General features: G+C 56.5%; 2 protein-coding genes. One reads left to right on the top strand and one right to left on the bottom strand.

The features are described 5' to 3' along the window. Nucleotides 1-496 precede the first annotated feature (496 nt). Nucleotides 497-757, bottom strand: a complete 261-nt coding sequence (locus VSR82_RS39435) for a hypothetical protein (protein ID WP_429464294.1) — start codon at nucleotides 755-757, stop codon at nucleotides 497-499. Nucleotides 758-1,680: 923 nt separating this feature from the next. On the opposite strand from VSR82_RS39435, the gene VSR82_RS39430 reads away from it, so the two are divergent. Then, nucleotides 1,681-4,562 (top strand): amino acid adenylation domain-containing protein (locus tag VSR82_RS39430; RefSeq protein WP_498858864.1); only part of this gene is annotated, 2,882 nt, incomplete at its 3' end.

Genomic DNA, 4,562 nt, shown 5'->3' with positions numbered 1-4,562 from the left:
TCTTCGGCCCCATCGGCAACATTCCACCTGCCGAGGCAGAAGCCGCTTACTATGCAAATCTCGCTGAGTCTGTCACTGTGGCATGACGCAAGCAAAACGGTCTCCGGAAAACCCGGGGCGCTTCATTACTTCCATTCGGTGCGTCTTGTCGCGCTACTTCTGGCGTTCCACAGAGATGCTTGTGGGATCGACAAGACAGCATTCGATCCCGCGACCTTGCAAGGCATGACAGATCCAGAACGCGTCTTGGCCGGTCTCATAGCTTGGGCAATCCATAGTTCATCTGGCAACGCCCATTTCTGCCGCTGCTGTCCAATCAGGGACAGCGCCGGCTACAGACGTGATGCAGCCCGTTACTGCGTGACCGTATGCACGGCTGGCCGATCTTAGCTAGCTGGCCACCTCATCTCAGCGTTCGATTGCTTGAGAAACTCTTTCAGACTGCAATCTGCGACAGCTTGTCGTTCCATTCTTGCGCGAGTGTGTCGGTGACCGGTCAGTTACTTGGATGGACCAGCATGAAGCGCCGTTGCGCAAGATCTGCGTCGACCTGCGCGCGTTCTATAGCGCGCAGGCGTAACCGATCGGCTTCAGCGTGACGCGCTTCGATTTCCCTGCGCATCTGCCCTGCCAACTCATCGGCAGCGGGAGTCATCGACGCGACGATCAACGCGTAAACTGTTTCACCCGATCGGCGCTCCGTCAATTGACTGGCAGCAAGGTTCTCCAAGAGCGTCTTGTGCTTGATCGCAGACATATTAGGCTTCCTGTCTTCCGCGTAGCGTAACGGAGTCGGAAAAGCGACCACAACGACTGCAGATGGCGCCTCCCTGCAGAACTGGCGCACCCTCGCCAGGTGGCAACGATCGCGCGACTTCAAACCCGCGACCATGCATCTTGGGCTCGGTGCACTAGATAATCGGCCGACCTCAGCCAGCGCCGCCTCGTATTCGCACTCCTCCTCTGATCCGCCCGCAGAAGTCGTTCGATTCATGCTTCTGGGTCGGGCACTACCGGATGAATAACTCCCCACGCTCTGGAGCTTCCGCCAAATTCGGTGCCGCTCAAAGCCTCAGAAACTGGGGGATATTAGAAAATCGCTAGGACATCGAAAAAACATTTGATATCAATGCGGTGCACGAACGGTGGCATGATAGTACCCATTCCGTACCGGCTGCAGTGTCTGATTTGCTTTGCGTGCACAAGGTTTTTCACTGATAGGGGCGCATTCGTGCGTTGGCAGGCGAATTCCAGAAGGTCGGGTACTTTATTCGGGTTTGCAAAAAGTAGTTGCGTTGTCTTGGCTACGTCGCCGATCGGCGCAAACGCAAATGCATGAGCGGTAGTTTGGGCTGGAGCAAAGGGGGCAGAGATACATCTGCGGGCGGGAATCGTGATGAAGCGGTGCGCTCAGCTTCTGCTCGCAGTAGGCGTCGACGTGATGCGGATGGGAACGCTTGCCATTCTGACGTGTACGGGAGAAATCGCGACATCAGCAGCACCGGATCTTTGTTCGTGAGTCGCAGGGAGCTCGTCAACGCGCCGGCTGTGTCAAATGGCGGGCGCGTGTTCACGAACCCGCATTCAGCGGCAGCATTGCGTTCGATGCTTTCCGTGGCGGTGTCGTCGTAACGGCGGCACGCTTGGCCAAATGACTTCGGTCTTGGCTGGGAGATTAAGATGTTAAATCGTATTTCCTTGGCGCGCCCGGATCATGGGGCGAATAAGCGGTTAGCCTTATCAAAGGTGTCTAGCGTTATTGTCGGTAGCGGTACGCTAGCCATTAGGTGTGCTCAGCTAGCCCAAGAAAGGGGGCACGTGATCCGCGCGGTACTTTGTGCGGACTCCCGGTTTTCCGAGTGGGCCACCGGTGCCAATATCCTATGTTGTAGCAGCGTCGACGAGCTCTCGACATTTATAGATATTGAGCCCGTTGAATATATATTTTCTGTCGCCAATCCGTTCATATTGCCAGTGGGTATGCTTAGGCAGGCACGTCAAGGCGCTTTCAATTATCACGATGGACCCCTCCCTCAATATGCGGGAACTCATGCCACTTCTTGGGCCTTGCTTGCTGGTGAAAGCGAATATGCAATTACGTGGCATTGTATGGATCAAGGCGTCGATACTGGTGATGTGGTCGTTCGGCGTCAGGTTTTAATAACGCCGACCGACACTGCATTCACCCTAAACATTAGATGTTATGAAGCTGCTATCGAGGGGTTCCGTGAGTTGCTAATTGGATTGACCGATGGGGCCCTCGATATACGTCCGCAAAGGATGCTGGACAGGAGCTACTTTCCGAGATATCGAAGGCCCGATGTCGGGGGCTGTTTACGTTGGGATCGATCTGCGGAAGATTTGTCTGCAATGGTGCGGGCCTTGGATTTCGGAGCAAATTATCCAAATCCGTTGGGAATGCCAAAGGTTATCTTGGTCGATGATCTTGTGGCAGTCAAACGCGTAAAGGTTCTGGATCGATGCTCGGATGAGCTTCCGGGTTCCTTGCTGGGGATCCACCGTTGGAATTGGCGTGTCGCGACAGCTACGCAAGATGTCGATGTTTGGTTTTCTGGTCCGGACGGTCAATCTATTGACGCGTCGGCGCTCGCGAAGCATCACGGTCTGGATATCGGAGACCGTCTTCACATATTCGGTGTAGAACAGGCGTCGAGCATTACTTCCGAGCTCGAAATGTTAGCCGTGCAAGAGTCATTTTGGCGCCAGCGGCTTGCCGGGTTCAGATCGTTGCAGCTTCCCTTTTTTTTGTCGTCGGCTTTGGCCATGACGAAATGGCAGTCCAGTTCGGAGAATGCTTTTAGCGTTTTGGCTGAATTCGCACCGATCGAGCGCATGGTACACATAGTGGTCGGCTGGCTAATCTATCTTTCCCGCATCTCAGGTGAATCTGAGCTTCAGTTGGGATGGAGTCCTACGCTCAATGTATCGGGAGTTGCATCGGAAGCAACAGGGTTGCATATTGCCGCAGTCGTGCCGATGAAAATTGTAGTTGATCTCGATGATGCTTTTGCAGAGGTGCGTAGGACAGTTGAGACCGAATTCGCTCTGCTTCGAGCACACAAAAGTTTTGCTGGGGATCTCGTTGCACGCTACCCGGCGTTAAAGAACATAGAGGCACTTCGATCGCGGTGCCCGTGGCCGATTGGTATCACGATAAGGGAAGGTGCTTCTTCGCATGAGCTGGGATCAGCGCCGAATTCTGGAATACTTCGCTCGGGCAACGTGCTGACGCTTGAAGTGTGCTCTTTGGACGGTAGCTTTCGATGGCACTTCGACAGAAGCCGCTTGGCACCGGAGAATGTCGAACGTATTACACAGCATTTGGAAAAATTGTTGGGTGCTGTGATGGCTGAGCCTCGGCAGCCGGTGGGCCGCATCGACATCCTGCCGGCGGCGGAGCGCCGGTATCTGCTGGAGGAGCTGAACCGCACGGAGGCGGCGTATCCGTCGGAGCGGTGCATCCATGAGCTGTTCGAGGCGCAGGTGCGACGGGCGCCGGAGGCGGTGGCGCTGGTGCATGAAAAGGAGAGACTGAGCTATGGGGAGCTCAACGCGCGGGCCAACCGGCTGGCCCATCATCTGATCGCACTCGGAGTCAGGCCGGATCAGCCGGTGGGGATCTGCGTGGAGCGCAGCCCGGCGATGGTGGTGGGGCTGCTGGCGATCCTGAAGGCGGGGGGCGCGTATGTGCCGCTGGATGCGGCGTATCCGGGCGCGCGGCTGCGGCAGATTCTGGGGGAGGCGGCGCCGCGGCTGGTGCTGGCCGATGCGGCGGGGCGTGCGGCGCTGGGCGGGGAGGCGCTCGCTGGGGTGGGGCTGGTGGAGCTGGAGGCGCAGTCGCCGGCGTGGGCCGGGCAGCCGTCATCGGATCCGAATGTGCGCGCGCTGGGCCTGGGTCCGCACCATCTGGCCTATGTGATCTACACGTCGGGCTCCACCGGCACGCCCAAGGGCGTCATGGTCGAGCACAGAAACCTGTTGAATTATTTGCAATGGTCACATCGCAGTTATTACGAAGAAGCGTTGAATGGTTCGCCGATATTACATTCGTTGAGCTTTGACGGCATCGTTACAACTTTATTCGGGCCCCTGTTGGCAGGTGCAGCGCTGTATCTTCTAAAACCTCCTGTTGAAACTGATTTACTTTCTCCTGCTAACGATGGTCGGGTCTACGATTTGATCAAGCTGACGCCTTCGCACCTGAGCCTGTTAAACCGGCAACTGGAGTGTTACGAAGGTCCGGCTCCGACGAAGGTACTGATGGTTGGTGGGGAACCGTTAGTACCTGCGGATATTCAGTTTTGGCGAAAGCGTTTCCCGAATGTGCGTCTGATCAACCACTTCGGTCCTACAGAAGCGACAGTTGGAAGCGTCACATTTGAAATATCCAAAGTTATCGATGGATCCGCCTCTATCCCGATCGGCCGTCCGATTGCGAACACGCGGGTGTACGTGCTGGACGGTCATGGCGAGCCGGTGCCGTTCGGGGCGGCTGGGGAGCTCTACATTGGCGGGGCGGGGGTGGCGCGTGGCTACCTGAA

It is taken from the genome of Burkholderia sp. JPY481, from assembly GCF_038900515.1.
Classification (GTDB): Bacteria; Pseudomonadota; Gammaproteobacteria; order Burkholderiales; family Burkholderiaceae; genus Paraburkholderia; species Paraburkholderia youngii.
The sequence above is the reverse complement of the archived record's forward strand: the minus strand, read 5'-3'. Positions and strand labels throughout refer to the sequence as shown.

What these genes read in the sequence shown, in the direction of transcription:
- VSR82_RS39435 (WP_429464294.1), bottom strand. Translation starts at nt 757, where the DNA reads ATGTCTGCGATCAAGCACAAGACGCTCTTGGAGAACCTTGCTGCCAGT.